The 25,813-nt window shown below is 59.1% G+C and carries 25 protein-coding genes; 14 read left to right on the top strand and 11 right to left on the bottom strand.

Going from position 1 to position 25,813, the window contains the following annotated elements; translation table 11 throughout:
- Positions 1 to 72 precede the first annotated feature (72 nt).
- Together CJF39_RS00250 and CJF39_RS00245 are read right to left on the bottom strand one after the other, a co-directional pair.
- Entirely contained in the window at positions 73 to 651 is a 579-nt protein-coding gene (locus CJF39_RS00250; RefSeq protein WP_094991619.1) for a YceI family protein, read from the bottom strand.
- Positions 652 to 683: 32 nt separating this feature from the next.
- Complete coding sequence (locus CJF39_RS00245; RefSeq protein ID WP_094991618.1) at positions 684 to 1,235, bottom strand: cytochrome b; 552 nt, start codon at positions 1,233 to 1,235, stop codon at positions 684 to 686.
- Positions 1,236 to 1,523: 288 nt separating this feature from the next.
- On the opposite strand from CJF39_RS00245, the gene CJF39_RS00240 reads away from it, so the two are divergent.
- Positions 1,524 to 2,930: an adenosylmethionine--8-amino-7-oxononanoate transaminase gene (locus tag CJF39_RS00240; protein WP_094991617.1), complete on the top strand. Its 1,407-nt coding sequence runs from the start codon at positions 1,524 to 1,526 to the stop codon at positions 2,928 to 2,930.
- Positions 2,931 to 2,990: 60 nt separating this feature from the next.
- Complete coding sequence (locus CJF39_RS00235; RefSeq protein WP_094991616.1) at positions 2,991 to 3,710, top strand: 16S rRNA (uracil(1498)-N(3))-methyltransferase; 720 nt, start codon at positions 2,991 to 2,993, stop codon at positions 3,708 to 3,710.
- 18 nt (positions 3,711 to 3,728) lie between these two features.
- On the opposite strand, the gene CJF39_RS00230 is transcribed toward CJF39_RS00235, so the two are convergent.
- Together CJF39_RS00230 and CJF39_RS00225 are read right to left on the bottom strand one after the other, a co-directional pair.
- Entirely contained in the window at positions 3,729 to 4,115 is a 387-nt protein-coding gene (locus CJF39_RS00230; RefSeq protein ID WP_094991615.1) for an MAPEG family protein, read from the bottom strand.
- Between the two features lie 13 nt (positions 4,116 to 4,128).
- A complete protein-coding gene (locus CJF39_RS00225) occupies positions 4,129 to 4,962 on the bottom strand; it encodes a DMT family transporter (RefSeq protein ID WP_094991614.1) in 834 nt (277 codons plus the stop codon).
- Between the two features lie 311 nt (positions 4,963 to 5,273).
- On the opposite strand from CJF39_RS00225, the gene CJF39_RS00220 reads away from it, so the two are divergent.
- The 3 genes from CJF39_RS00220 to CJF39_RS00210 all read left to right on the top strand — a co-directional run bounded on the left by CJF39_RS00220 (position 5,274) and on the right by CJF39_RS00210 (position 9,173).
- The gene (locus CJF39_RS00220; protein ID WP_094991613.1) at positions 5,274 to 6,539 is read left to right on the top strand and encodes a cation:proton antiporter; all 1,266 of its coding nucleotides are present in this window, start codon (positions 5,274 to 5,276) and stop codon (positions 6,537 to 6,539) included.
- A gap of 263 nt (positions 6,540 to 6,802) precedes the next feature.
- Positions 6,803 to 7,183, top strand: a complete 381-nt coding sequence (locus CJF39_RS00215; protein WP_094991612.1) for a hypothetical protein — start codon at positions 6,803 to 6,805, stop codon at positions 7,181 to 7,183.
- Between the two features lies 1 nt (position 7,184).
- The gene (locus tag CJF39_RS00210; protein WP_094991611.1) at positions 7,185 to 9,173 is read left to right on the top strand and encodes a pyrroloquinoline quinone-dependent dehydrogenase; all 1,989 of its coding nucleotides are present in this window, start codon (positions 7,185 to 7,187) and stop codon (positions 9,171 to 9,173) included.
- 79 nt (positions 9,174 to 9,252) lie between these two features.
- Here the strand turns inward: CJF39_RS00210 and CJF39_RS00205 are convergent, their stop codons facing one another.
- Positions 9,253 to 10,161, bottom strand: coding sequence for a LysR family transcriptional regulator (locus tag CJF39_RS00205; protein ID WP_094991610.1), 909 nt, complete (start codon positions 10,159 to 10,161; stop codon positions 9,253 to 9,255).
- 109 nt (positions 10,162 to 10,270) lie between these two features.
- Between CJF39_RS00205 and CJF39_RS00200 the strand changes: the two genes are divergently transcribed.
- From CJF39_RS00200 to CJF39_RS00190, 3 genes are read left to right on the top strand one after another with little or no spacing between them, the layout of a single operon-like run.
- Positions 10,271 to 11,512, top strand: coding sequence for a D-amino acid dehydrogenase (locus CJF39_RS00200; RefSeq protein WP_094991609.1), 1,242 nt, complete (start codon positions 10,271 to 10,273; stop codon positions 11,510 to 11,512).
- A 28-nt stretch (positions 11,513 to 11,540) separates the two neighbouring features.
- Positions 11,541 to 11,891 carry a RidA family protein gene (locus tag CJF39_RS00195; RefSeq protein ID WP_094991608.1) on the top strand — a complete coding sequence of 117 codons (351 nt, stop codon included), beginning with the start codon at positions 11,541 to 11,543 and terminating at the stop codon, positions 11,889 to 11,891.
- Positions 11,892 to 11,916: 25 nt separating this feature from the next.
- Positions 11,917 to 12,819, top strand: coding sequence for a transporter substrate-binding domain-containing protein (locus CJF39_RS00190; protein ID WP_094991607.1), 903 nt, complete (start codon positions 11,917 to 11,919; stop codon positions 12,817 to 12,819).
- Between the two features lie 73 nt (positions 12,820 to 12,892).
- Here the strand turns inward: CJF39_RS00190 and mltA are convergent, their stop codons facing one another.
- Positions 12,893 to 14,038 (bottom strand): murein transglycosylase A, encoded by a 1,146-nt coding sequence (gene mltA, locus CJF39_RS00185; RefSeq protein WP_094991606.1) that lies wholly within the window; start codon positions 14,036 to 14,038, stop codon positions 12,893 to 12,895.
- 128 nt (positions 14,039 to 14,166) lie between these two features.
- Between mltA and CJF39_RS00180 the strand changes: the two genes are divergently transcribed.
- Positions 14,167 to 14,616 (top strand): c-type cytochrome, encoded by a 450-nt coding sequence (locus CJF39_RS00180; RefSeq protein ID WP_094991605.1) that lies wholly within the window; start codon positions 14,167 to 14,169, stop codon positions 14,614 to 14,616.
- A gap of 63 nt (positions 14,617 to 14,679) precedes the next feature.
- On the opposite strand, the gene CJF39_RS00175 is transcribed toward CJF39_RS00180, so the two are convergent.
- The 4 genes from CJF39_RS00175 to CJF39_RS00160 form a co-directional block, all read right to left on the bottom strand.
- Entirely contained in the window at positions 14,680 to 15,075 is a 396-nt protein-coding gene (locus CJF39_RS00175) for a DUF1090 domain-containing protein (protein WP_094991604.1), read from the bottom strand.
- Positions 15,076 to 15,159: 84 nt separating this feature from the next.
- The gene (gene ligB, locus CJF39_RS00170; protein WP_094991603.1) at positions 15,160 to 16,842 is read right to left on the bottom strand and encodes an NAD-dependent DNA ligase LigB; all 1,683 of its coding nucleotides are present in this window, start codon (positions 16,840 to 16,842) and stop codon (positions 15,160 to 15,162) included.
- A gap of 165 nt (positions 16,843 to 17,007) precedes the next feature.
- The gene (gene metK / locus CJF39_RS00165; RefSeq protein WP_094991602.1) at positions 17,008 to 18,198 is read right to left on the bottom strand and encodes a methionine adenosyltransferase; all 1,191 of its coding nucleotides are present in this window, start codon (positions 18,196 to 18,198) and stop codon (positions 17,008 to 17,010) included.
- 19 nt (positions 18,199 to 18,217) lie between these two features.
- On the bottom strand, positions 18,218 to 19,213 hold the full coding sequence (locus CJF39_RS00160; RefSeq protein ID WP_094991601.1) for an ArsR/SmtB family transcription factor: 996 nt from the start codon (positions 19,211 to 19,213) through the stop codon (positions 18,218 to 18,220).
- Positions 19,214 to 19,474: 261 nt separating this feature from the next.
- On the opposite strand from CJF39_RS00160, the gene tkt reads away from it, so the two are divergent.
- The 5 genes from tkt to fba all read left to right on the top strand — a co-directional run bounded on the left by tkt (position 19,475) and on the right by fba (position 25,344).
- Positions 19,475 to 21,472 carry a transketolase gene (tkt, locus tag CJF39_RS00155; RefSeq protein WP_094991600.1) on the top strand — a complete coding sequence of 666 codons (1,998 nt, stop codon included), beginning with the start codon at positions 19,475 to 19,477 and terminating at the stop codon, positions 21,470 to 21,472.
- A 130-nt stretch (positions 21,473 to 21,602) separates the two neighbouring features.
- Positions 21,603 to 22,658, top strand: coding sequence for an erythrose-4-phosphate dehydrogenase (gene epd / locus CJF39_RS00150; RefSeq protein ID WP_094991599.1), 1,056 nt, complete (start codon positions 21,603 to 21,605; stop codon positions 22,656 to 22,658).
- A 26-nt stretch (positions 22,659 to 22,684) separates the two neighbouring features.
- Positions 22,685 to 23,848 (top strand): phosphoglycerate kinase, encoded by a 1,164-nt coding sequence (locus tag CJF39_RS00145; RefSeq protein ID WP_094991598.1) that lies wholly within the window; start codon positions 22,685 to 22,687, stop codon positions 23,846 to 23,848.
- Positions 23,849 to 23,880: 32 nt separating this feature from the next.
- Positions 23,881 to 24,099 (top strand): hypothetical protein, encoded by a 219-nt coding sequence (locus tag CJF39_RS00140; RefSeq protein ID WP_048375396.1) that lies wholly within the window; start codon positions 23,881 to 23,883, stop codon positions 24,097 to 24,099.
- Positions 24,100 to 24,279: 180 nt separating this feature from the next.
- Positions 24,280 to 25,344 carry a class II fructose-bisphosphate aldolase gene (fba, locus tag CJF39_RS00135; RefSeq protein ID WP_047278209.1) on the top strand — a complete coding sequence of 355 codons (1,065 nt, stop codon included), beginning with the start codon at positions 24,280 to 24,282 and terminating at the stop codon, positions 25,342 to 25,344.
- 86 nt (positions 25,345 to 25,430) lie between these two features.
- Here the strand turns inward: fba and CJF39_RS00130 are convergent, their stop codons facing one another.
- On the bottom strand, positions 25,431 to 25,775 hold the full coding sequence (locus CJF39_RS00130; protein ID WP_094991597.1) for a hypothetical protein: 345 nt from the start codon (positions 25,773 to 25,775) through the stop codon (positions 25,431 to 25,433).
- Positions 25,776 to 25,813: the final 38 nt, after the last annotated feature.

Raw genomic sequence — 25,813 nt, 5'->3', positions numbered from 1 at the left:
AAATCCCTGGCACAAAAAAACGCCCCGACTCTCGCAAGTCGGGGCGTTTTTCTCAGCCGTGTGAACGGGCTATTACTTGTTCTTTGTACCTTCCAGCGAGATGTCGAGGTTCAGGGTCTGAGACGTAGGGCCCGGGCCTTTGATGCCGAAATCGTTCAGGTTCAGGGTCGTGGTGGCGTTGAAGCCAGCACGTTCACCGCCCCATGGATCCTTGCCCTCGCCGTTGAACGTTGCCTTGAACGTTACGGGCTTGGTCACGCCGTGCAGGGTCAGGTCACCGGTGACGTCAGCTGTTTTTTCGCCAGTCGGAACGACTTTGGTCGAAACGAACTTGGCATCCGGGTACTTGCTCACGTCCAGGAAATCTTTGCTGGCGATGTGCTTGTCACGCTCAGCGTGGTTCGACCACAGGCTGGCTGTTTTCAGGGTCACGTTGATTTTGCTGTCAGCAGGCTTGGCAGCATCCCACGAGAATGTGCCCTCCCAGTCTTTGAACGTCCCGTGAATGAAGCTGTAGCCCAGGTGGCTGATTTTCCAGTCGATAAAGGCGTGCTGACCTTCTTTGTCGATGGTGTAGTCAGCAGCCATTGCCTGGCCAGCGGACAACAGCGCTGTACCCAGTGCCAAAGCGGCGAGAGTCTTTTTCAACATGCGTTCTATTCCTTTTGAGTTGAGGTTGAACATCAGGCTTTGCGTCCCAGCATACGAGTCAGGGTCGCATCACGATCGATAAAGTGGTGCTTGAGAGCGACTAGACCATGTAATCCGGCAAAGATCACCACGGTCCACGCCAGGTACAAATGCACGACACCGGCAACATCCGCCTGATCAGGCAGATTTGTAATCAGTGCCGGTACTTCAAACAGCCCGAATACCGGGATGCCAACGCCTTCGGCGGTAGAAATCAGGTAACCGGCGATCATTACGGCAAACAAACTTAGATACAAAAAGCCATGGCCGAGCGTGGCGCCAATGCGTGTGGCACGGCTGTAAGTGGTCAGTGCTGGTGGTGCCGGGCTGATCCAGCGCCACACCACGCGAATGACCATCAAGGCCAGGAGCGTCAAACCGATGCTTTTGTGCAGGTCGGGGGCTTCCTTGCGCCACGGGCTGTAATAGTCGAGCCCGACCATCCACAAGCCGAGTGCAAATAAGCCGAACACGGCCAAGGCAACAAACCAATGCAAGAAAACACTGACCGCACCGTAGCGAGAAGAAGAGTTGCGTAGCTGCATTGCCAACATCCTGTAGGAACTTGGGCCTAAGACTAATCGTTTACCTATCGAATGAAAGCGCATTTTTTCGCTGGAAGGTATCGATAAATACGATCTGTAGCCTGTGAGGAAGGCATTAAGAAAACATTAACGATGATTCATGACTCCACTGCGACGGCGTTCGTCAGCACACCATAGAAGCGATACGTGTTGTTGCAAGCGCAATGACTTGTTACGAACTCGCGCATTGCATAGGCTTGCGCGATTGTTTGCCCGCACACGCCGGGAGCCAGCGCCAGGAGAGTGGAAATGGGCCTGAATAATCAGTGGATGCAGCGCGATTTAGCCGTTTTATGGCATCCCTGCACCCAAATGAAAGATCACGAGCAATTACCGTTGATCCCGATCAAGCGCGGTGAAGGCGTGTGGCTCGAAGACTTCGAAGGCAAGCGTTATCTGGATGCTGTGAGTTCCTGGTGGGTCAATGTGTTCGGGCACGCCAACCCTCGCATCAACCAACGCATCAAGGATCAAGTCGATCAGCTGGAACACGTAATTCTGGCCGGGTTCAGCCATCAGCCAGTGATCGAGCTGTCGGAGCGACTGGTGCAGATGACGCCAGAAGGCCTGACGCGCTGTTTCTATGCCGACAATGGTTCGTCCTGCATAGAAGTTGCGCTGAAGATGAGCTTTCACTACTGGCTCAACCGCGGCCAGCCAAACAAAAAGCGTTTCGTGACCCTGACGAACAGTTATCACGGCGAGACCATGGCAGCGATGTCGGTGGGCGATGTGCCGCTGTTTACTGAAACCTACAAGGAGCTGTTGCTTGACACCATCAAGGTGCCCAGCCCCGATTGTTATTTGCGTGCGGACGGCATGAGCTGGGAAGAACACTCGCGCGTGATGTTCATGGCCATGGAACAGACACTGGCCGAGCACCACGCCACCGTGGCAGCCGTCATTGTCGAACCGCTGATTCAGGGGGCGGGCGGCATGCGCATGTACCACCCGGTGTACCTCACGTTATTGCGTGAAGCGTGTGACCGTTATGGCGTGCACTTGATTCACGACGAAATCGCGGTGGGCTTCGGTCGCACCGGCACGATGTTCGCGTGTGAGCAGGCAGGCATCACCCCGGACTTCCTGTGCTTGTCCAAGGCATTGACGGGCGGTTACTTGCCACTGGCTGCCTGTGTGACCACGGATGAGGTCTACAGCGCCTTCTACGACGACTATCCGACCCTGCGCGCTTTCCTTCATTCCCACAGCTACACCGGCAACCCGCTGGCGTGTGCGGCGGCATTGGCCACGTTGGATATCTTCGAACAAGACAACGTTATCGAGAACAACAAAGCCCTGGCACAGCGTATGGCCAGTTCGACGGCGCATCTGGCGGACCATCCGCATGTCTCGGAAGTGCGTCAGACCGGTATGGTTCTGGCCATCGAAATGGTCCAGGACAAGGCCAGTAAAACGGCATACCCGTGGCAGGAGCGTCGTGGGTTAAAAGTGTTCCAGCATGCGTTGGAGCGTGGCGCGTTGTTGCGTCCGCTGGGCAGCGTGGTGTATTTCTTGCCGCCTTACGTGATAACCCCGGAGCAAATCGACTTTCTGGCCGACGTAGCCAGCGAAGGCATCGACATCGCGACTCGCAGTGATATCCGCGTGGCTGTGCCGGCGAATTTCCATCCGGACTTCCGCGACCCGGGCTAGGGTTATTTTCTTCGGGCGCGCACGTTCGCGCCTGAAGCGCACACTTTTCAGAGAAAACACATGAGATTGTCCCGTTTCTTTATCGATGCCCCATTGAGCCTCGGTGAGCATGAATTGCCTGAAGCCCAGGCGCATTACATTGGCCGCGTGCTGCGCATGGCCGAGGGCGATGCCCTGCAAGTGTTCGACGGCTCGGGTCACGAGTTCCTGGGGCGTTTGCTGGAAGTCGGTAAAAAGCGCGTGCGCGTGGTGCTGGAAGAGACCTTCGCCGGGCAAGTCGAGTCGCCGCTGGCGATTCACCTTGGCCAAGGGTTGTCCCGTGGTGAGCGCATGGACTGGGCGATTCAGAAAGCCACGGAACTGGGGGTCAACGAGATCACGCCGATCATGAGCGAACGCTGCGAAGTGCGGCTCAAGGACGAACGTGCAGACAAACGTCTGGCTCACTGGCGTCAGGTGGCTATCAGTGCGTGCGAGCAATGTGGGCGTTCGCGGGTGCCGGTGATTCATCCGCCCGTGCTGCTTAATGACTGGATTAACAACACGCACGCCGACCTCAAGCTGGTGTTGCACCCGGTGTCCGAGCCGCTGGCCAGCCATGCCAAGCCTTCGCGCCTGGCGTTTCTGATCGGTCCGGAAGGCGGGTTGACCGACAATGAAGTCGATCAGGCCCAGGCGGCGGGTTATCAACCGGCGCGCCTTGGCCCTCGGGTATTGCGTACCGAAACCGCCCCGGTGGTGGCGCTGGCCGTGGCTCAGCAGTTGTGGGGCGATTTCTGACGCTGACGCGTTGAGCAGTTACATCGACACGAAGAAGAAGCTGACGATCAGCCCCATGCCGATGAACCACACCAGTGAACGCAACATGGCCCAATCTGCCAGGTAACAAATGATGTACAGCAAGCGGCTGGTGATAAACAGCACGGCCAGTACATCAATCGTGACGGGTTGGGCGTTACCGACGATGTCAGCAATGATCACGGCAGCGGCAAACGCCGGGGTGACTTCGAAGCTGTTGAGTTGCGCGCTGTGAGCACGTTTGGCGAAACCGTCGAGGGTGTCGAGAAACGCGCGCGGGTCATGGTTTTGCCGGGGCCCGAATTTGCCGCCGCTGAACTTGGCCACTGCGGTACACACGTACGGCAGACACAAGGCAATCAGTACACACCAGAAGGCAACCGTCATTGGTATTTCCTTTTTAGAGTTTCATCACGAGCATGCCGATCAGCACCAGCCCACACGCTAAGAGTCTGGGGCCGCCAAAAGGTTCTTTGAGGTAGCGCATGCCGAACAGCACCACCAGCATCACGCTGACCTCACGCAAGGCCGCCGCCTCGGCAATCGAGCCCAGCTGCATCGCCCACAGCACCAGTGCATAACTGGTCAGCACGCAAACCCCGACGGCCAACCCCAACCGCCATTGCGTGCGCCAGAACAGCGTGAACGCGGCACGTTTACGGGTGATGGCCAGCAGTGGGAACGGCCACGCGCTGATGAGCGTCAGCCACACCAGATAATCCAGCGGGTGCGGCCAGCGGCGTAACGCCTGACCATCAAGAAAGGTATAGCAGCCAATGCACAGGCCGATGAGCGCGACCACCGGCAGCATCGACCACGGCAGACGATCACCGCCGCCGCCTTGCCATAGCAGGCAGGCCATACCGCACGGTATCAGGAGAATGCCGATAATTTGCTGGCCGGTCAGCACTTCACCGGCAAAAATCAGGGTCAGTGTCAGCACCACCAAGGGCGAAAGGCCGCGCATCAGCGGGTACACCAGCCCAAGGTCCCCGACCCGGTAGGCGCGGATCAGCAGCACGCGGTACAGCAGTTCGAAGAGGGCAGACGCCAGAATCCACGGCCAGAGAGCCAGCGGCGGGAACGACACAAAGCCCACCAGCGCGGCGACCACCAGCAGTGCCACCGTGTCCATGCAGGCGATGACCAGCAGACGCTCGCCGCTGAACTTAATCAGGGTATTCCAGACCGCGTGCAACACAGCTGCGATCAACACCAACGACGTTGCCAGCACCCCGTGCTCCTTATGTGGTTGGACGATGGCTGTTTATACGTCAAACGTGCGTCGGCGCGCGCAGCGTTTGCGTGAACAAACGAATAATCGGGTGCCCCTTTGGTGGCTCCCAGGCGCTAGCTGACGGAGCATCATTAAGGACCCTAAACCCTGCAGGTGTTGCAACAAAGGACTCATGCCGTGGTCAATGCTGGCCAGGCGTTGCGTCGGTTTGTCACGCTCGGCAATGTGCCGCTCACGCCAGCTTTTGCATCAAACCAACGCCCGGCCTGACCGGAAACCCCTTCACTCCCGCCACCACAGGAACTCGGATGCTTGAGCTTGTTGCTGCGTTTATCTGTCTGACGTCGTTGCTGACGTATGTGAATTACCGTTTTATCGGCCTGCCGCCCACGATTGGCGTGATGGTCACCGCCCTTTTATTTTCTTTGCTGTTGCAGGGTTTGAGCGTACTCGGCTACCCGGGGCTCGAAGACCGCGTGCAACAGTTGATCGGCCAGATTGATTTTGGCGATCTGCTCATGAACTGGATGCTGGGCTTTCTGCTGTTTGCAGGCGCTTTGCACGTTAACTTCAACGACGTGCGCAGCTACCGCTGGCCCATTGGCTTGCTGGCCACGGTGGGGGTTTTGATCGCCACCACGGTGATCGGCAGCCTGGCGTACTGGATTTTTGGCCTCTTTGGCTGGCACATCAGCTTCCTGTACTGCCTGCTGTTCGGCGCGCTGATATCCCCCACCGACCCGATTGCGGTGCTCGGCGTGCTGCGGACCGCCAACGCATCAAAGCCCCTGAAAACCACCATCGTGGGCGAGAGTCTTTTCAATGATGGCACCGCGGTTGTGGTATTCACCGTGTTGCTTGGCATTGTCCAACTGGGCGAAACCCCGAGCGTCAGCGCCACGGCCATGATGTTCGCCCACGAAGCCATTGGCGGCGTGGTGTTCGGCGGGCTGATCGGTTATCTGGTGTACCGGATGATCAAAAGCATCGAGCAGTACCAGATCGAAGTCATGCTGACCCTCGCGCTGGTGATCGGCGGCTCGGCCATGGCCAGTGAGCTGCATGTGTCGGCGCCGATTGCGATGGTGGTGGCCGGCCTGATCATCGGCAATCTGGGTCGAAACAAAGCGATGAACGAGATGACCCGCCGTTACATGGACGGTTTCTGGGAGTTGCTGGATGACATGCTCAACGCGTTGCTGTTTGCGCTGATCGGCATGGAATTGTTGCTGCTGCCGTTCTCGTGGCTGCATTTGCTGGCTGCCAGTGCGTTGGCCGTGGCGATTCTGCTGTCACGCCTGCTGACCGTTGCCCCGGCCATTATGTTACTGCGCCGCTGGCGCGTCGTGCCCCGTGGCACCATCCGCATCCTGACGTGGGGCGGCCTGCGTGGCGGGGTTTCGGTTGCCCTGGCACTGGCGTTGCCACTCGGCCCGGAGCGTGACCTGATCCTGAGCATCACTTACATCGTGGTGCTGTCGTCGATCCTGTTCCAGGGCCTGACCATTGGCAAACTGGTGAGGCACGTGACCCAAGATGCGCCTGCCCCGGCTGAGGCCGACAGGGCGCATTAAGCCTGCGTGACCTTGTCTGCCGGTCACCGCTGCGTACCTGATGCGCGGCGGTGAATACGCTTCGACGGCCTCGCTCGCCCGCAGCCTCGTCCACCCACAGCAATCATGTGCGACTAATCCTGCATCCTTGTAGGTGCTTCCCTACACGTTGACTACACTCAAACTCGTTTGGCTGAAGGTGCTTTCGGCAATGGCTTGAGTGCGCCTGTTCGTTCGGGTTTTCCTTACACACCCAATGTGCATATAACGGAAAGGGGAAAGGGATGAGTACATCTGCGGGTTATGCGTCACCCTCGGCAACGCCCAGGCGTCACGTGGGTGCTTATATTCTGATTGTCGCCGCGCTGGTTGCGCTGGTCATCACCGCGTGGCGTTTTTTCACGCCGCTGTCTGGTATTGATGGCTCGGGTGGCGCGATGACGGCGATGTTCGCTGAGCTGGTGATGGTTGTATTGGGGCTGTTACTGCTCAAGAGCCATGCGGGCGGGCTGCGAGGCTTTCTCCTGTTTTTGAGTTGGGCGGGGATTGTCGGGACCTTCATTGCAGCACTGTTTTTGCACGGGTGGTGGACTGCCGCCGTGCTGGCAGTGGGCGCAGTGGGTGTCGTGATTGAAACCTTCACCCCGGCCACCAGGAGCGCGTGACATGAATACAATGAAAAAACACCTTTTGAGCGCCCCGGCCCTGTGCATGCTGGCGGGACTTTCAACGGCCCAGGCTGAGACCTACACCGTACCTGCGCCGCTGCTCGCGCCGTCGAGCGTGTCGGCGGAAAGCGCGAAAATTCCGATCCCGAACGGCAAGGAATGGGACAGCTTTCACGGCCAGCTCAGCGCACAGAAGTACTCCCCCCTCACGCAAATCAATAAAGACAACGTCGGCAACCTGACCAAAGTCTGGCAGTACTTCACCGGGGACATGTCCACCGGCACGGGCAAAATCCCGCCGTCCGTCTGGTCGGCCACGCCGATCTTCGCCAATGACACCTTGTACATCGGCACGCCGTTTTACCGAATCATTGCCCTTGAACCCGAGACCGGGAAAGAAAAGTGGGTATTTGATACCAAGTCGCCTCTGGTGGCCGAGACCCAGCCTGCGCTGAAGTCCCGGGGCGTGGCTTATTGGCAAGAGAAAAATCCGCAAGCGGGCGTGGCCTGCCAGAAAGTCGTGTACCTGGGCAACATGACTGCACAACTGTATGCGGTGGATGCCGACACCGGTAAGCCGTGCGAAAGCTTCGGCAAAAACGGCGTGGTGGACATCAACCAATGGAACACCCTTAACGCCAAATGGCCGCTGTCGGTGCTGCAACCGCCAACTGTGATTGGCGACAAGCTGATCGTGGGCTGGGCCGGGAAAGACTGGGAATACGAGGTAGAGTCGCCAGGTTCGTTGTTTGCACTGAACGCCCGCACCGGTGAGCTGGAATGGGAGTTCAAGCCGATCCCGGAGGAGGAAGCGGGCAAAACCGGCACTGCCAATATCTGGACTGCCATGTCTTACGACCCGGCACTGGGCTTGCTGTACATCCCGGTGTCATCGCCGTCGCCCAACTACTGGGGTGGCAACCGCACCAAGCCGATTCCGCTGGGTACGTCTACCACAGCGCTGGATATCAACACCGGTAAAGTCGTCTGGTCGCGTCAGTGGGTTCACCATGACTTGTGGGATTACGACATCAACTCGGCACCGACGTTGATGGACATTACAGTCAATGGCAAACCGGTGGCCGCGTTGGTGCAGGCGACCAAGATGGGCTTCCTGTTCACGGTTGACCGGCGCACAGGTGAAGACGTGTGGCCGATCGAGGAACGTCCGGTGCCACAGGGCGATGCCGATGGCGAAGTGTACTCACCGACCCAACCATTCCCGACCAAGCCTGCGCCGCTAATGGACCAGTCCAAGAAACCGGCAATCTGGAAAGTCGCGGACATCGTTGGCTTGGGCCAGTGCTCGAAGATGTGGGACGGCCTGGAATACAACGGCATGTACTCGCCGCCCGCGACCAAAGGCAATGGCGTGCTCGCGTACCCGGACAGTGCGGGCGGGGTGCAGTGGGGCGGGGTTGCGTTTGACCCGGTTAACCAAGTGGCCATCGTGAACACCTCGCACATCGTGCAGATGATCAAGCTGTGGGACCGTGCGGCGTACGACAAACAGCCCAAGGAAGCCGGCAACGAAAACGGTTTCTACCCGCAAATCGGCGCGCCGTATGGCATGTCGCTGCTGAACGCGCAGAACTGGGCAGGCATGCCGTGCTGGGCGCCGCCGTTCGGTGAAATCGTGGCCCTGGACATGCGCACCGGTGACGTGAAATGGCGTCGCCCGATGGGCGCGGTTCAGCAGTGGGGCTGGTACATGCCTGAAGACATGGGTTCACCCACCATTGGTGGCCCGGCAGTGACGGCGGGCGGGGTGATTTTCATCGGTGCTTCGATGGACGCCAAAGTCCGTGCCTACGCGCTGGATGACGGCAAGGAGTTGTGGTCCGACATTGTCATGGCACCTGCGGTGGCCAACCCGGCGGTCTACGAATACAAAGGCCGTCAGTACGTTGCCTTTGTGGCCGGTGGCAACTCGATCCTCAAGGATCAAGTGGGCGATCAGGTGGTGGTGTACGCCTTGCCGAAGTAATGCTGCGTACGCGGTAGCTGCCGTCAAGCTGTGAGAGGGTTGAGGTTTAAACGCTCGCAGCTTGCGGCAGGGACTGCGGTTACAGCGACAAACGCTGCAACTGTTCGTTGGCGTGTTGCGCGAACAATTGCAGCAACCCCTCCAGCGTATGCGGACCCGGTTCGTCGGCACGGGTCAGTGCGTACAGCGTAATGGGCAACGCAGGCGTCAGCGGCCGTATTCGTGTGCTGTCGCTTGAAGCCCCCAGTGCGGTGAACGGGTCAATCACAGCCAATCCCGCCCCTGATTCCACCATTGCGCTGGCCAATGAATAGGTCTGCACCGCGAGCCTGATACGTGGCGGCGGTTCGACGGCTTGCAGGTAACGTTCAAACCGCGCAAACAACGGGTCGGCGCTGCTCAAGCCAATCAACGGCGCATTCGCCAATTCATCCAGTTTCAGCGGCAAGCCGAGGTCTGTTTCGGGCCAGTAGCCCCGTGGGGCCAGTGCCACCAGCACACCGTGGGCCAGCGCTTGCGCCTTGAGGCCAGGATGCTCGGGTTGCTTGAAGGTCAGGGCAACGTCGAGCTCGCGCATCAGCAGGTTTTGCACCAGTTCTCGGGTATGAGCGCTGGCCAGCTCGCAGTGGATATCGGGATAGCGTTGCGTCCATTCGCGGATCACGGGCGGCATCAGCGACAGCGCCAGTGCCGGGGTACTGCCAATACGCAAGCGATGACCAGGCTCACGGCGCAGGCTTTCGGCCAGTCGCTGCACGCCTTGCAGGCTTTCGGTGACTTTATCGACCTCGCGCTCCAGCAGTAGCGCCTCAGGCGTGGGCTGGAGTTTGCCGCGTACCCGCAGGAACAGGGCAAATCCCAGTTGCAATTCGGCATGCTGTAAGACTTTGCTCACCGCCGGTTGCGAGACGTGCAGCAACTGGGCAGCGGCGCTGACCGAGCCGGTTTGGCGGATGGCCTGAAAGACCTCGATATGTCGCAAACGCATGGCAGTAGTCCATAACCTTTGTTTATGGGATGAGCATCTTTATTCATTATTCATGCCCTGTCATCTGCCCCTAATCTGAAGGCCGCATAACTTTGGGTTAAGGACTGACATGGCACAGCAGGTTTGCATCATCGGTGGCGGCGTCATCGGGCTGGCAACAGCGTATGCGCTGGTGCGCGAAGGTTTTGACGTCACGCTGATCGAAGCCCAGACCCGCCTCGGTAGTCAGACCAGCTTCGCCAATGGCGGGCAGCTGTCGTATCGCTATGTGGCGCCCCTGGCCGATGCCGGGGTGCCCTGGCAAGCCATGGGCTGGATGCTGCGCGCCGATTCACCTCTCAAACTTCGCCCCCGCATAGACCCGGCTCAATGGCGTTGGCTGGCTTCGTTCGTCGGTGCTTGCCGCGGCTCCGTCAATCAGCGCAACGGTGCGCATCTGTTGCGTCTGGCGCTGCTCAGTCAGGCCACGTTGCAGCAATGGCGCGAAGACGATCACCTTGAGGGCTTTGAATGGCGACGCAATGGCAAGCTCGTGGCCTTTCGGGAGCCCACGCACTTCCACAAAGCCCGGCAAAACGTTACCCACAGTTCCTTTCAACAGGCGCTGTCAGCCAGCGAGTGCGTAGCGCTGGAGCCGGGTTTGCTAGGCGCTCCGTTTGTCGGCGGCATTTACACCCCGGACGAAGAGGTGGGCGACTGCCATCTGTTTTGTCAGCAGTTGGTGGCGCGCTTGCAAGCCTCTGGCCGCTGCACGTTTATGCTGGGCAAAACCGTGACGCGTCTCGTGCACCATCAGAGTGCCGTGACGGCGGTCGAGATGGGCCATGACGTACTGCCGGTCAGTCAACTGGTGCTGGCGGCGGGCCATAACAGCCCCGCCTTGCGCCTGCCCGGTCTGGAGTTGCCGCTGTACCCGCTCAAGGGCTACAGCCTGACCCTGCCGCTGGCCGATGTGAAAAAAGCCCCGCAGGTGAGCATCACCGACTACGACCGCAAGATTGTGTACGCCCGCATTGGCGAGCAGTTGCGGATCGCGGCGATGGTCGACATTGTCGGATTTGACGCAGCGCTGGACCCCAAGCGCCTGGCTCAAATGCGCCAGTTGGCGCACGGCACCTTCCCCGAAGCAGGCAATTATGACGACGCCATCGAGTGGGCTGGCATGCGCCCTGCAACGCCGACCGGTGTGCCGATTCTGGGGGCCAGCGGTTATCGCAACTTGTGGCTCAACCTGGGGCATGGCGCACTGGGCTTCACGCTGGCCTGTGGCAGTGGCCAGTTGCTGACCGAGTTGATCGCACAGCGCCAACCTTCCATCGACATGCAAGGCCTTGCGCCCCATGCCGCTTGAATCTGTACCTACAACAAGGAACCACCCGATGACGATTCACCGAATTAACAGCAATGACCGTTTGAGCGCTGCCGCGACGTTTGAGGCGCTGGTGTTTTTGTCCGGGCAAGTTCCCACGCAAACTCAAGACATTGCCGCGCAAACCGAAGAAGTACTCAGCAAAATCGATGCTCTGCTAGCCGAAACAGGCAGTGACAAAGACCACATCCTAAACGCCACGATCTACTTGCAAAACATCCAGCGTGATTTTGCGGCCATGAATGCGGTGTGGTCGGCCTGGCTGTCGGCTGGCAAGGCGCCGACCCGTACCACGCTGCAAGCCGAGCTGGCGCGGCCCGAAGTGCGGGTGGAAATCAGCGTGATTGCTGTACGTCGTTAATCTGTTTTAAAGGGGAAATAAGAAGATGAAAAAACTCACCTTGATCAGTTGCACGCTGGGCCTGTTGATCAGCCAGGCAGTCTGCGCCAATGACGTGCCGTTGCAGGGCACTATGAAAAAGATTTCGGATTCGGGGCGCATCACCCTCGGCTATCGGGACGCTTCGGTGCCCTTCTCTTATGTTGGCGACAACTCGGGTAAGCCCATGGGGTACTCCGTGGAGCTGGCGAATAAAATCGTCGAAAACGTGCAAAAGAAGCTGGGCGACAAGCCCTTGAACATCAAATACAACCTGGTGACGTCGCAAACCCGCATCCCGCTGGTGCAAAACGGCACAGTGGATCTGGAATGCGGTTCAACCGGCGTGACTGCCGAGCGTCAGAAGCAGGTGGCGTTTTCCTACGGGTTTATCTACGTCAAAGGCCAGTTGTTGACCGCCAAGGACAGTGGCATCAAGGGGTTTGATGATCTGCGCGATAAAAACGTAGTGACCACTGCGGGCACCACCAATGAGCGTTTTATTAAAAGCTACAGCGCCGATCACAAAATGGGCATGAACGTCATCAGCGCCAAGGACCATGGCGAAGCGTTCAAAATGCTGGAAACCGGGCGCGCCGTGGCGTTTTACATGGACGACGCGCTGCTCTATGGCGAACGCGCGAAGGCCCGTGACCCGCATAACTGGGTGGTAGTGGGTGACGAGCAATCGCGTGAAATCTACAGCTGCATGGTGCGCAAGGACGACCCGCAGTTTTTGGCTGTGGTGAACCAGACCCTGGCCGACCTGTACAGCTCGGGTGAAATCACCGGGATTTACCAGCGCTGGTTTGAGCAACCGATCCCGCCCAATGGCCTGAACCTTGAGTTCCCGATGACGGCAGAACTCAAGCAAATCATCGCCAAGCCGGTGAGCGATCCGGTGGAGTAAGGCCTTTACGTCGCTGTCGAGTGGCGCCCGTGAGTGCTCGCCAGCGACTACAAAGGGTGGCGTGGGGCCTGTTTTATTCAGGCAGTGCCGCGCCTTTAGGCCACAGCAGCCAGATATTGCCCTTTTGCTTCATGTCACCGGCCAACTTGCCGGCTTCCGGGCCTGTACCGACGAAGAAGTCGGCGCGAACTTCGCCCGCAATCGCTCCGCCCGTGTCCTGAGCCGCTACCGGGCGTACGATCGGTTGACCGTCGGCTTGAGTCGTCGACAGCCAGAGCAGACTGCCCAATGGAATCACCTTGCGGTCAACGGCTACGCTGTAGCCTGCGGTCAGTGGCACATTCAACGAGCCGCGTGGGCCTTCGTTGCTGTCGGGGTTCTGGGTGAAAAACACATAACTGGGGTTGCTCGCCAGCAGTTCGCTGACACGCTCAGGGTGTGCCATCGCCCAGGCGTGAATGGTGCCCATGGTTACGTCTTCTTTTTTCAACTCGCCCTGTTCCACCAGCCAGCGGCCAATCGGCTTGTACGGATGACCATTCTGGTCGGCGTAGCCGATGCGAAGTTGACGGCCGTCATCCAGTTGCACGCGGCCAGAACCCTGAATTTGCAAAAATTGCAGGTCCATCGGGTCGGTCAACCACGCGATGACAGGCGCGTTCAGGCCTTGGGCATTGATCGTGGCTGCCGTGTCGTAGGGTTTAATGACACGGCCTTCAAGGCGCCCGCGCAGACGCTTGCCCTTGAGTTCCGGGTAGAGGTTGTCGAGGTTGACCACGATCAGGTCGGACGGCACGCCATACACCGGCACCTTGGCCACCTCGTTGGCCGTCAGGCTGCCGGGGTAGACGGGTTCGTAATAACCGGTAATCAGGCCATCGCTGCTGCCTTGCGCGGAACGCAGGCTGTAGACATCGAGGTGGGTTTGCAGAAAATTGCTGATCTCGGCCACGCTCGGGCTGGCCGGTAACTGGGCGGCCTCGCTGCAGATGCGCCCCCAGTTGGCGTCGGCCTTGAGCCGGGTGCATGCACTGCGCCAAGAGGCGAAGCCGCCCTGCAGATCGGCGCCGGTCACCTCTGGCAACGCACTCCAGTCCGCTTTGCTGTACGTGGTGTGCGGGGCTTCAGGTTGTTTGGCATCCTGATCGGTGCCGTTGCAGCCGGCCAGCAACATAACAACGGGCAGCGCCCACACCAGTGGCTTTAAAAGACGACTCATCTGCGATGTTCCTTTACGGTTGCCGAGGTTCAAGAACCGTCCAGGCAATCCTTATATTCAATAGGGGTATTGGTCTTTACAGGTGACACGAGGATACTGGCGACCGAATTTCGTGATGTGAAGCGACCATGACTCTGAAACGATTGACTGTTGTACTGCTGGCCTGTCTGACGCTGTCGGCGTGTGGCGGGGTTGATCCCAATTCGCCGCTGGGCCAGCGTAAAGCGATTTTCAAGCAAATGCTCAAGACCAGTGAAGACCTGGGGGGCATGTTGCGTGGGCGAATTCCGTTCGATGGCCCGCGTTTTACCGAGGGGGCGGTCAAACTCGATGCGTTGGCCCATGAGCCGTGGAAACATTTCCCGAAGGTCAAAGAGTCTGACCAAACCAGCGCAACCGATGATGTGTGGCAGAAACAGGCCCGTTTTCAGGACTTGGCCCGTCAATTGGAAGCCGCCACGGGTGAGTTGGTGATTGCCAGTCAGGTTCAGCCATACAAGGCCAGCAGCCTTGCGCCAGCTGTGCAGAAAGTCGAAGACACGTGCAGCGCGTGTCACAAGGAATTCCGTAACCACTGACCATGCCTTCAATCAACAGCCCCTCTCCCTGAGGGAGAGGGTTGCCGTGACAGGGCCGAAGGCTTACTTGTCGAGTTGGTCCAGTGCTTCCTGCAGTTCTTTGCGCGACTCAGCCAGCTTGTCTTTGCGCTTGTTGATCTTCTCCGGGTCGCCTTTCTTCATGGCCTTGTCCAGATCGGCCTGACGCTGGCTGACTTCGTGCTTGGCCTCAAGAACCTTGTTCTCACGTTCTTTCTTAAGGCTAGCGTCAGTGCAATTGGCTTTGACTTCACTCAGGGCTTTTTCCAGACCGGCGATCTGGCCGCTGTTGTTGTGAGCCCGCGCGTACTCAAGCTGAGTCTCGATGTTTTTGACCTTGGCAGCGCAACCAGTCAGTTCAGGCGCGGGATCAGCGGCCATGAGCGGGGCAGCCATCAGGCCGCAAACTGTGAACAGGGCGAGCGGTGAAAGAAATTTCATAAATAGCTCCATAACAAAAAGTAACAATACACACAGTTCAAAGATGCGAAACGCAGCATGGGTCCGGCAACGGACTGAAGCAGGCTAGTCGAACCCCGCCACTTCAGCAGCCCGTAATGCATCCCCTATCGCCCGTACATTCGGGTCTTGCAGGAACGCACTCAATTGTTCGGCACGACGCGGACCGATGCCCGGTTCTGCTAACCACGCTTCAGTGTCACGTGCCACCAGCGCCTGCCATGACTGACCCAAAGGTGCGTCACCCGTGGGCGGTAGACCGATTGCTTTGACCCAGCGTTCGAACGATTGTTGCCGGGCGGCCTGCAAACTGGTCAATAAACGTACGCTGCTGCGCTCGCCGAAGCCCGCAATGTTAACAAGCCGGGAAGCATCCAGGGTCAACCAATCCGTCAGGCTGTTGATTTGTCCGCTCTGGATCAACGTTTTCCAGGTTCCGGGGCCGACAGACGGCAGGGCCAACCCATTCTTTCGGCTTAACCCGTTCAGGCGCGCCAAAAATTGGCTTTCGCAGCCCGGCGTGGGTTGCCAGCAGCTCAGGGTGTGGAAGTTGTGGGGGTTGGGGGCGTTCACTTCAAGGCGCTCCGGCGCGCGCAACGCGACACTGTCCAGGCGTGGGATGGTCATGCCTGCGAGACTGATCGCCACATGGTCGCCGGGACGAATATCAAGCTGTTGCCAACGTTTCAGGGAGCCGACGCTGATGCGTTTGATTCGCCGGTCGTCGAGCGTCACGGGGGTTAGCTCAAGCATGGGCGTAATGCGCCCGGTGCGCCCGATGTTGAACGCGACACTGCGTACTTCACTGACGGCTTGTGCGTGAGGGTATTTCCAGGCGACGGCCCAGTTCGGCGGTTTTGCCTGCCAGCGCCTGGCGTCCGGGCGTTCGCTCTGGCGCAACACCACACCATCTGTGGCAAACGGCAACGCTGTGGTGTACCAGTGCTGGCGCCAATCCCGTGCTTGTTCGAAGCGTTCCACGGGCTGGCTGTAGGTTTGGCTGTCGACAAACCCCAGATCGCTCAGGTGCTGTAAACGCTCGGTTAGCGTGGCGGGGCCGTCGGGCCAGTCCCAGACAAATAAACCGATGCGCTCGGCGTGTTCAGGCGTGAGCGCATGGCGCGCCATCAACCCTGCAACCAGGCTGCGCGCATTGAGGCTGCCAGAGGTCGCTTGCACATGATCAGGCAGGCGCCAATAAAGCTCGCCTTGCAGCACCCGGTCCACCGGTTGCGGCAAGGTACGAGGAATTGCGTCAAGGGTAAGGGCCGATGCAGTCCAGTCCTGACCTTTCTCCCCGTCCCCCCGGCTGATCACTTGCTCCAGTTGTCCCTGTCGATAGGTCAGCGTCACGGCCACGCCGTCTACCTTGGGCTGTACCCACACACCCTGGCGGCTGTTTATCCAGCCTTTGACGGCTTGTTCACTGCGCAGTTTGGCCAGTCCGGTGTGGGCTACCGGGTGCTGGATTTTTCCGCGGGCTGTGTGCAGGGGGTGACGGGAAGGGGGCGCGTTCAGGCAGCGCCGCCAGTGTTCCAGTCGTGCGCGGGACTGGTCGTAAACAGCGTCCGTAACCAGAGAAATCCCTTGGCGGTGGTAGCTGTCGTCCCAGATACGCAGTTGCTGTTCGAGGCTGTCGAATGCCTGTTGGGCACGGGGCTGCGGCCACGAGGGACAGGTCTGCGCGTAGGTGTTGAAGGTGAAGCAGGCGAGTGCAAGCCCGCTAAAAAGACGAAGTGTGGCCAGCATCATGAGCGTCCTTGCCCGGGAAGAATGCTTAAGGCTAGTGCAGGCTGGTTGCCGTGCAGCGCGGGAGAATTACCGGGTGTTTCTGGGTGGGTATGCGCCCGTCAGCGAATACAAAAAAGCCCCGGACAGTTGCCTGTCCGGGGCTTTTGGATGCAGCAGGCTTACTTACATGCCAGCAGCAGCGCGCAGCTCTTCAGCGCGGTCAGTGCGCTCCCACGTGAACGTGGTGAAGGTGTCGTCGCCAACTGTTTTGGTTTGCGGCGTGCGGCCGAAGTGGCCGTAAGCTGCGGTTTCCTGGTACATCGGGTGCAGCAGGTCGAGCATTTTGGTGATCGCGTAAGGACGCAGGTCGAACACGTCACGTACCAGCTTGATGATTTTCTCGTCAGAAATTTTGCCAGTGCCGAAGGTATTCAACGAAATCGAAGTCGGTTGAGCGACGCCGATTGCGTAGGAAACCTGGATCTCGCAACGCTCAGCCAAGCCGGCTGCCACGATGTTCTTGGCCACATAACGACCGGCGTAAGCCGCCGAACGGTCAACCTTGGACGGGTCTTTACCCGAGAATGCGCCACCGCCGTGACGGGCCATGCCGCCGTAGGTGTCAACGATAATCTTGCGACCGGTCAGGCCACAGTCGCCCACCGGGCCGCCGATGATGAACTGGCCAGTCGGGTTGATGTGGAACTGGGTGTCTTTGTGCAGCAGTTCGGCAGGCAGCACGTGCTTGACGATCAGCTCCATTACGCCTTCGCGCAGATCGGCAGCGCTGACATCCGGGTTGTGCTGGGTCGACAGCACGATAGCGTCGATGCCCACTACCTTGCCATTGTCGTAACGGCAAGTAACCTGGGATTTCGCGTCCGGGCGCAACCAAGGCAGCAGGCCGGATTTACGGGCTTCGGCCTGACGTTGAACCAACTGGTGCGAGAAGGTGATCGGTGCTGGCATCAGCACGTCAGTTTCGTTGCTGGCATAGCCAAACATCAGGCCCTGGTCGCCAGCGCCCTGATCTTCAGGCTTGGCGCGGTCAACACCCTGGTTGATGTCAGGGGACTGCTTGCCGATGATGTTCATCACGCCGCAGGTCGCGCCGTCGAAGCCGACGTCAGAGCTGGTGTAGCCGATGTCGGTGATCACGTCACGAACGATCTGCTCCAGGTCAACCCAGGCCGACGTGGTGACTTCGCCCGCGATGATCGCTACGCCGGTTTTCACCAGAGTCTCGCACGCCACACGGGCGAACTTGTCTTCAGCAATGATGGCGTCCAGCACCGCGTCAGAAATCTGGTCGGCGATTTTGTCCGGATGCCCTTCAGACACGGACTCGGAGGTGAAAATGGAGTATTCGCTCATCTCGACGGTTTCCTAATATTTACCGATGGTGAGTGTCGCCAGAAGGTCGCTGAAAGTGGCGGACCTGAATCTGGAAACCATTACGTAAGCCTACATAGAGGCTTTCCCCGGGAACGAGTCCCGCAGCGGTGGCCCAACGGGCCAGATCATCTTGTTCAAAACCTAGCCACAAATCGCCGCACGCCTCGCGGGCCCACGCCTGATTATGGCTACACAACTCTGTTACCAGCAGGCTACCGCCAGGTTGCAGCAAGGTGGCCAGTTGCTTAACTGCTTCAGCCGGTGCGGCGAAATGGTGCAGGACCATGTTCACAACCACGCAATCGACTTGAATCTGCGAACCGTTGAGCGCGTCGGCCAGGATCAGGCTGACGTTGTTCAGTGATTCGCGCTCACACACCTGACGTGCCAGTTCAAGCATCGCCGGGCTGTTGTCCAGTGCCGTGACCTGATGAAAGCGCCGAGCCAGGTCAGGCAAAAAGCTGCCATCGCCGGGGCCAACCTCCAACGCAGTAGCTGGCGCAGTGAAGCTCAACTTGTCGAGCAATGCCAATACGCTGTCCCGGTACTGCGGCAAGCCTGCAATCAGGTCTTGCTGGGCGCGAAATTTCTCGGCAATGCGCGAGAAAAAGTCCTGGCTAGCGGCAGCGCGTTGCCCGTGTACAGCGCTGATACGTGCCTGTACGTCAGCGGGCAGGGTCAGGTTGTCGACCTCTTCCAGCAGCGCGGCGTGCAACTTGCCGCCCAATTGTTCGGTGTGAGGCAGGGCGCGGCGATAAAAGATCGCGTTGCCTTCGCGCCGTGTGGCAACCAGCCCGGCCTGCGACAGCACCTTGAGGTGATGGCTCATGCCGGATTGGCCGGTGGCGAATATCTGTGTCAGCTCCAGCACACCAAATGAATCGTTGGCTAACGCGCGCAGCACATTCAGTCGCAGCGGGTCGCCTCCAGCCTTGCACAGGGCGGAGAGCTCATCGCAATCGTCATGGCGAATTGAAGGCACGCGTAAGTTCATGGGGTCGCAGTCTAGTTACCCCGTTCTGTCGTCGCAAGGCCAATATCAAAACATTTTGATATTGGTCGATAAGTGGCACGTTTGTCGGACCGGTTAAGTGTAATGACGAGCGCCGCGGTCCAAACCTCAACAGATTGAACGGTTAAGCACAGGAAAAACGGCTCAAGTGACTATCTGTCATTGCCCGAGGGCGCTGCCTGAGGGAAAATGCTCGCCTTTTTTCCGATTCGTTTTTATTTATCAATTCCCAGGAGAACAGCGATGCCCAGCCGTCGTGAGCGTGCCAACGCCATTCGTGCACTCAGCATGGATGCCGTGCAAAAAGCCAACAGCGGCCACCCGGGTGCCCCGATGGGCATGGCGGATATCGCCGAAGTACTGTGGCGCGATTATCTGAAGCACAACCCGAGCAACCCGTCATTCGCTGACCGTGACCGCTTCGTGCTGTCCAACGGCCACGGTTCGATGCTGATCTACTCGTTGCTGCACCTGACCGGCTACGACCTGTCGATCGACGACCTGAAAAACTTCCGTCAGCTGCACAGCCGCACTCCGGGTCACCCGGAGCTGGGCTACACGCCGGGCGTTGAGACCACCACCGGCCCGTTGGGTCAGGGTCTGGCCAATGCCGTGGGTTTTGCCCTGGCAGAAAAAGTCATGGGCGCACAGTTCAACCGTCCTGGTCACACTGTTGTCGATCACCACACCTACGTGTTCCTGGGTGATGGCTGCATGATGGAAGGCATTTCCCACGAAGTCGGCTCGCTGGCCGGTACGTTGGGCTTGGGCAAACTGATTGCCTTCTATGACGACAACGGCATCTCCATCGATGGCGAAGTCGAAGGCTGGTTCACCGACGACACGCCAAAGCGTTTCGAAGCCTACAACTGGCAAGTGATCCGTAACGTCAACGGTCACGATCCGGAAGAGATCAAGACCGCGATTGAAACCGCACGCAAAAGCGACCAGCCAACGCTGATCTGCTGCAAAACCACGATCGGTTTCGGTTCGCCGAACAAGCAGGGCAAAGAAGATTGCCACGGTGCTCCGCTGGGCAACGATGAAATCGCCCTGACCCGCAAGGCACTGGACTGGAACTTCGGCCCGTTTGAAATCCCGGCCGAGATCTACGCCGAATGGGACGCCAAGCAAGCCGGTGCTGCCGTTGAGTCCGAGTGGGACCAGCGTTTCGCCGCCTATGCAGCCGAGTTCCCGGAGCTGGCGGCCGAGCTGTCCCGTCGCCTGAGCGGCGAATTGCCCGCTGACTTCGATGCCAAGGCCACTGCCTACATCAATGAAGTAGCGGCCAAAGGCGAAACCATCGCCAGCCGTAAAGCCAGCCAGAACACCCTGAACGCATTTGGTCCGTTGCTGCCTGAACTGCTGGGCGGTTCGGCCGACCTGGCCGGTTCCAACCTGACCCTGTGGAAAGGCTGCAAAGGTGTGTCGGCAGAAGATGCCAGCGGTAACTACGTGTACTACGGCGTACGCGAGTTCGGCATGAGCGCCATCATGAACGGCGTGGCCCTGCACGGCGGTCTGGTGCCTTACGGCGCAACCTTCCTGATGTTCATGGAATACGCCCGCAACGCCATCCGCATGTCGGCCCTGATGAAGCAGCGCGTGATCTACGTGTTCACCCACGACTCCATCGGCCTGGGTGAAGACGGCCCGACGCACCAGCCTATCGAGCAACTGACCAGCCTGCGCACCACACCGAACCTGGACACCTGGCGCCCAGCCGATGCGGTGGAATCCGCAGCGGCCTGGAAGTTCGCACTGGAGCGTAAGGACGGCCCGTCTGCGCTGATCTTCTCGCGTCAGAACCTCAACCACCAAACCCGTGATGCCGCGCAAATTGCCGACATCAACCGCGGTGGTTACGTGCTCAAGGACTGCGCAGGCGAGCCTGAGCTGATCCTGATCTCGGCGGGTTCGGAAGTCGGCCTGGCGGTTCAGGCGTACGAGAAGCTGACCGAGCAAGGCCGCAAGGTACGTGTTGTTTCGATGCCGTGCACCAGCGTGTATGAAGCGCAGGACGCAGGCTACAAACAGTCGGTTCTGCCGTTGCAGGTCAGCGCGCGGATCGCCATTGAAGCCTCCCACGCAGACTACTGGTACAAGTACGTCGGCCTGGAAGGTCGTGTGATCGGCATGACCACCTACGGCGAGTCGGCGCCTGCGCCTGCCTTGTTCGAAGAGTTTGGTTTCACCCTGGAAAACATCCTGGGTCAGGCTGACGAACTGCTGGAAGACTAAAGCTCCACGCGGCGGCCTCTGGCCGCCGCGATCCCCTTAGTCGCTGCCGCAGGCACCCTTTTCCTTGAAGGGCCCGCGGTCCTGATCGCAGTCTTCGGCGGCGACGACAGGTTTTGAATAAGAGAACCCCATGCCTCAACCGCGTCCTTACAAAGTTGCACTCAACGGCTACGGCCGCATTGGTCGTTGCGTCTTGCGTGCGTTGTTTGAGCGGGGAGCTGCTGCCGGGTTTGAAATTGTTGCCCTGAATGATTTGGCCGATATGGCCAGCCTCGAATATTTGACGCGCTTCGACTCCACGCATGGCCGGTTTCCCGGCGAGATACGGATCGAAGGCGACTGCCTGCACATCAATGGCGACTGCGTGAAAGTGTTCCGCAGTGCCACTCCTGAAGGAATTGACTGGGCCGCGCTGGGCGTTGATCTGGTTCTGGAATGCTCCGGTGCCTACAACACCCGTACGGACGGCCAGCGTTTTCTCGACGCCGGAGCCCCCGCTGTTCTGTTTTCGCAACCGATGGCCAGCGAGGCAGATGCCGACGCCACCATCGTGTACGGCGTGAACCAGCACACCCTGACCGGCACCGAGCGGCTGATCTCCAATGCGTCCTGCACCACCAACTGCGGCGTGCCGCTGTTGCGTCTGCTGGATCAGGCGTTCGGTCTGGAGTACGTGTCGATTACCACCATTCACTCGGCGATGAACGATCAGCCGGTGATCGATGCGTACCATGACGAAGACCTTCGTCGTACACGTTCGGCGTTTCAGTCAGTGATTCCGGTGTCCACCGGTCTGGCGAAAGGCATTGAACGTTTGCTGCCGGAACTTGCGGGCCGAATTCAAGCCAAAGCCGTACGGGTTCCGACCTTGAATGTGTCGTGCCTTGATATCACCTTGATTACCGCGCGCGACACCAACGCGGTGGAAGTGAACCGCATGTTGCGCGAAGCCGCCACCAGCGGTCCGCTTAAAGGCCTGTTGGCGTACACCGAATTGCCCCATGCCAGCTGTGATTTCAACCATGACCCGCATTCAGCGATTGTCGATGCAAGCCAGACCCGTGTGTCCGGCCCCCGGTTGGTCAACTTGCTGGCCTGGTTCGACAACGAATGGGGCTTTGCCAATCGAATGATCGATGTGGCAGAGCACTATCTGCATGTAACTCACCCAAAAACCGTTCTCTAACATTAGAAACTCAGGAACTGCGACCCATGACCGTGTTGAAGATGACCGACCTCGATCTGCAAGGTAAGCGCGTACTGATCCGCGAAGACCTCAACGTCCCAGTCAAGGACGGTGTTGTCACCAGCGATGCGCGCATCCTTGCTTCGCTGCCGACCATCAAGCTGGCGTTGGAGAAAGGCGCGGCGGTCATGGTCTGCTCGCACCTGGGCCGCCCGACTGAAGGCGAATTTTCGGCCGAAAACAGCCTCAAGCCCGTGGCTGATTACCTGAGCAAGGCGCTGGGCCGTGAAGTGCCACTGGTCAGCGACTACCTCAATGGCGTTGACGTGAAAGCCGGCGACATCGTGCTGTTTGAGAACGTGCGCTTCAACAAGGGCGAAAAGAAGAACGCTGATGAACTGGCCAAGCAATACGCGGCCTTGTGCGACGTGTTTGTGATGGACGCTTTCGGCACTGCGCACCGCGCCGAAGGTTCGACCCACGGCGTGGCCAAGTTCGCCAAGGTTGCGGCTGCAGGACCGTTGCTGGCTGCCGAACTGGAAGCCCTGGGCAAAGCGCTGGGCGCCCCGGCCAAACCCATGGCTGCGATTGTCGCGGGCTCCAAGGTGTCGACCAAGCTGGATGTGCTCAACAGCCTGAGCCAGATCTGCGACCTGCTGATCGTGGGCGGCGGCATTGCCAACACGTTCCTCGCTGCAGCGGGCCACCCGGTGGGCAAGTCGCTGTACGAACCCGACCTGCTGGACACCGCGCGCGCCATCGCCGCCAAGGTCAATGTGCCGCTGCCGACCGACGTGGTCGTGGCCAAGGAATTTGCCGAAAGCGCTGAAGCCACCGTCAAGCTGATTGCTGACGTGGCAGAAGACGACATGATTCTGGACATCGGCCCGCAGACGGCTGCGCACTTTGCCGAGCTGCTGAAGTCATCCAAAACCATTTTGTGGAACGGCCCGGTGGGCGTGTTCGAATTTGACCAGTTTGGCAATGGCACCCAAGTGCTGGCCCACGCCATCGCTGACAGTGCTGCGTTCTCGATTGCCGGTGGGGGCGACACGCTGGCCGCCATCGACAAGTACGGTGTTGCTGACAAGATTTCTTATATCTCGACCGGTGGCGGCGCATTCCTGGAGTTCGTTGAAGGCAAGGTATTGCCTGCCGTGGAAGTCCTGGAAAGCCGCGCGAAAGCCTGAACGTGAATCAGGCCCTGAAAGGAAGCATGGACATGCTCAAGTTGTTACCGCTGTTGATGATTGCAGGCTTGGTGGCCGGTTGTTCCGGCTCGAACAAGCCAGCGCCTGAAGCGGCCACGCCTGAAGAGAGCGGCTGCTACCAGGCTGACTGGCAGGCGCAGAGCGTGCCATTGGTCAATAAACGATCAGGGCCTGAGGCACTTGAGAAATACGAGTCACCCACGCCTTCTAAAGAGCGCGGGTGCCCGTAACGCTTTGACCTGTAGGCGTTGCCGGTTCAGTGATGGGCTTTGAACAGACTGCGGCAACGACGACAGACGATGCTACTTACTCGCAGGCCGGTTACCCCCGATCTGCAAAAACTTGAATAGCAGCCGCCGCTCCGGCAGGCTTGCACGATTAACGACCCTCGTCCGGGAGAGACACGCACAATGGCACTTATCAGCATGCGCCAGATGCTGGACCACGCCGCCGAATTCGGCTATGGCGTTCCAGCTTTTAACGTCAACAACCTTGAGCAGATGCGCGCCATTATGGAAGCCGCTGACAAGACTGACTCCCCGGTGATCGTTCAGGCTTCGGCCGGTGCGCGCAAATACGCAGGTGCTCCGTTCCTGCGTCACCTGATCCTGGCCGCTATCGAAGAATTCCCGCATATCCCGGTGTGCATGCACCAGGACCACGGCACCAGCCCTGACGTGTGCCAGCGTTCGATCCAGCTGGGCTTCAGCTCGGTGATGATGGACGGCTCGCTAGGCGAAGACGGCAAGACCCCGACTGACTACGACTACAACGTGCGCGTTACTCAGCAAACCGTTGCGCTGGCTCACGCTTGCGGTGTGTCGGTAGAAGGCGAGCTGGGCTGCCTGGGTTCGCTGGAAACCGGTATGGCTGGTGAAGAAGACGGCATCGGCGCTGAAGGCGTTCTGGACCACAGCCAAATGCTGACCGATCCTGAAGAAGCCGCTGACTTTGTAAAACGCACTCAAGTGGACGCCCTGGCGATTGCCATCGGTACTTCCCACGGCGCGTACAAATTCACCAAGCCACCCACTGGCGACGTGCTGGCGATTGACCGGATCAAAGAAATCCACAAACGCATTCCGAACACTCACCTGGTGATGCACGGTTCGTCCTCGGTGCCGCAAGAGTGGCTGAAAATCATCAACGAATACGGCGGCGACATCAAAGAAACCTACGGCGTGCCGGTTGAAGAAATCGTTGAAGGCATCAAGCACGGCGTACGCAAAGTCAATATCGACACCGACCTGCGTCTGGCATCGACTGGCGCCATGCGCCGCCTGATGGCTACCAACCCGAGCGAGTTTGACCCGCGCAAATTCTTCGGCGCTACGGTGACGGCGATGCGTGATGTCTGCATCGCCCGTTACGAAGCCTTCGGCACCGCCGGTAATGCTTCGAAGATCAAGCCGATCTCTCTGGAAGCCATGTACCAGCGTTACCTGAAGGGTGAGCTGAACGCCAAGGTCAACTAAGACCTGCGCGACATGAAAAGCCCGCAGCGATGCGGGCTTTTTTGTAGGCGCTGACAGCCCATCGGGTGCAGGCGCGGGTGAGGTGGCTATAACGACTCAGGATCGACGCCATTGCCCCTGAGCAGTGCATCCACCAGCGAGCGGGTCATCTCGACAGAGTGCAGCATCGACCAGATCAGCCCGCGTTCGATGCCGCTGGCGCGTTCGGTGATCTCGTCCGAAACCTCTTCGGCGCTTTTAAGCATCATCGACATATGCTTCAGGGCCTCCAGCGCCCGCACATCACTGCGTACGGCGAAAGGCGAGGCCGGGCTGACCTCGGCGGCCTGGGTCGGGTTGAGTTCGTCCAGCGGGGCAGGCGTAGCGTTGAGGTCTTCAAGCAGGCGCCGAGTTGTTTCATCGTGCAGGTGATCGTCGCGCTTTTTCTTCATGTCGATTCCACTGGAAGCATCAATTGGGCCAGGCCGCT

The organism is Pseudomonas lundensis (assembly GCF_002269125.1).
Lineage (GTDB): Bacteria > Pseudomonadota > Gammaproteobacteria > Pseudomonadales > Pseudomonadaceae > Aquipseudomonas > Aquipseudomonas lundensis_A.
Note: the sequence above shows the minus strand (reverse complement) of the source record. Positions and strands in the feature narration are given on the sequence as shown.

Bases quoted from the DNA above. Each gene is read 5' to 3' on its own strand.
- CJF39_RS00245 (WP_094991618.1), bottom strand. From the start codon at position 1,235: ATGCAGCTACGCAACTCTTCTTCTCGCTACGGTGCGGTCAGTGTTTTC.
- epd (WP_094991599.1), top strand. From the start codon at position 21,603: ATGCCTCAACCGCGTCCTTACAAAGTTGCACTCAACGGCTACGGCCGC.
- CJF39_RS00145 (WP_094991598.1), top strand. From the start codon at position 22,685: ATGACCGTGTTGAAGATGACCGACCTCGATCTGCAAGGTAAGCGCGTA.
- CJF39_RS00205 (WP_094991610.1), bottom strand. From the start codon at position 10,161: ATGCGTTTGCGACATATCGAGGTCTTTCAGGCCATCCGCCAAACCGGC.
- CJF39_RS00180 (WP_094991605.1), top strand. From the start codon at position 14,167: ATGACTCTGAAACGATTGACTGTTGTACTGCTGGCCTGTCTGACGCTG.
- CJF39_RS00240 (WP_094991617.1), top strand. From the start codon at position 1,524: ATGGGCCTGAATAATCAGTGGATGCAGCGCGATTTAGCCGTTTTATGG.
- CJF39_RS00160 (WP_094991601.1), bottom strand. From the start codon at position 19,213: ATGAACTTACGCGTGCCTTCAATTCGCCATGACGATTGCGATGAGCTC.
- CJF39_RS00210 (WP_094991611.1), top strand. From the start codon at position 7,185: ATGAATACAATGAAAAAACACCTTTTGAGCGCCCCGGCCCTGTGCATG.
- metK (WP_094991602.1), bottom strand. From the start codon at position 18,198: ATGAGCGAATACTCCATTTTCACCTCCGAGTCCGTGTCTGAAGGGCAT.
- CJF39_RS00250 (WP_094991619.1), bottom strand. From the start codon at position 651: ATGTTGAAAAAGACTCTCGCCGCTTTGGCACTGGGTACAGCGCTGTTG.
- CJF39_RS00130 (WP_094991597.1), bottom strand. From the start codon at position 25,775: ATGAAGAAAAAGCGCGACGATCACCTGCACGATGAAACAACTCGGCGC.
- CJF39_RS00175 (WP_094991604.1), bottom strand. From the start codon at position 15,075: ATGAAATTTCTTTCACCGCTCGCCCTGTTCACAGTTTGCGGCCTGATG.
- ligB (WP_094991603.1), bottom strand. From the start codon at position 16,842: ATGCTGGCCACACTTCGTCTTTTTAGCGGGCTTGCACTCGCCTGCTTC.
- CJF39_RS00220 (WP_094991613.1), top strand. From the start codon at position 5,274: ATGCTTGAGCTTGTTGCTGCGTTTATCTGTCTGACGTCGTTGCTGACG.
- CJF39_RS00195 (WP_094991608.1), top strand. From the start codon at position 11,541: ATGACGATTCACCGAATTAACAGCAATGACCGTTTGAGCGCTGCCGCG.
- CJF39_RS00215 (WP_094991612.1), top strand. From the start codon at position 6,803: ATGAGTACATCTGCGGGTTATGCGTCACCCTCGGCAACGCCCAGGCGT.
- tkt (WP_094991600.1), top strand. From the start codon at position 19,475: ATGCCCAGCCGTCGTGAGCGTGCCAACGCCATTCGTGCACTCAGCATG.
- mltA (WP_094991606.1), bottom strand. From the start codon at position 14,038: ATGAGTCGTCTTTTAAAGCCACTGGTGTGGGCGCTGCCCGTTGTTATG.
- CJF39_RS00140 (WP_048375396.1), top strand. From the start codon at position 23,881: ATGCTCAAGTTGTTACCGCTGTTGATGATTGCAGGCTTGGTGGCCGGT.
- CJF39_RS00190 (WP_094991607.1), top strand. From the start codon at position 11,917: ATGAAAAAACTCACCTTGATCAGTTGCACGCTGGGCCTGTTGATCAGC.
- CJF39_RS00230 (WP_094991615.1), bottom strand. From the start codon at position 4,115: ATGACGGTTGCCTTCTGGTGTGTACTGATTGCCTTGTGTCTGCCGTAC.
- CJF39_RS00200 (WP_094991609.1), top strand. From the start codon at position 10,271: ATGGCACAGCAGGTTTGCATCATCGGTGGCGGCGTCATCGGGCTGGCA.
- CJF39_RS00235 (WP_094991616.1), top strand. From the start codon at position 2,991: ATGAGATTGTCCCGTTTCTTTATCGATGCCCCATTGAGCCTCGGTGAG.
- fba (WP_047278209.1), top strand. From the start codon at position 24,280: ATGGCACTTATCAGCATGCGCCAGATGCTGGACCACGCCGCCGAATTC.